This window comes from Flavobacterium sp. UMI-01, assembly GCF_019656315.1.
GTDB lineage: Bacteria > Bacteroidota > Bacteroidia > Flavobacteriales > Flavobacteriaceae > Flavobacterium.
The window spans coordinates 1-200 of the sequence record NZ_BPLU01000061.1 but is presented as its reverse complement, the minus strand read 5'-3'; the positions used below and the strand labels follow the sequence as shown (position 1 = coordinate 200).

The following is a 200-nucleotide window of genomic DNA, read 5'->3' as shown; positions in this document are numbered from 1 at the left end:
GCCATTCATTTAAAGAGTGCGTAACAGCTCACTAGTCGAGCGGACGAGCATGGATAATAATCGGGCATAAGTATATTACCGAAGCTATGGATTTACAATTTATTGTAAGTGGTAGGGGAGCATTCTAACAGGGTTGAAGGTATTTCGTAAGGGATGCTGGACTGGTTAGAAAAGAAAATGTAGGCATAAGTAACGATAAT

At 40.0% G+C, this 200-nt stretch carries 1 rRNA gene; it reads left to right on the top strand.

Annotated features, from left to right (window positions below):
• A 23S ribosomal RNA gene (locus K5R64_RS13615) occupies window positions 1-200 on the top strand; the annotation flags it as partial.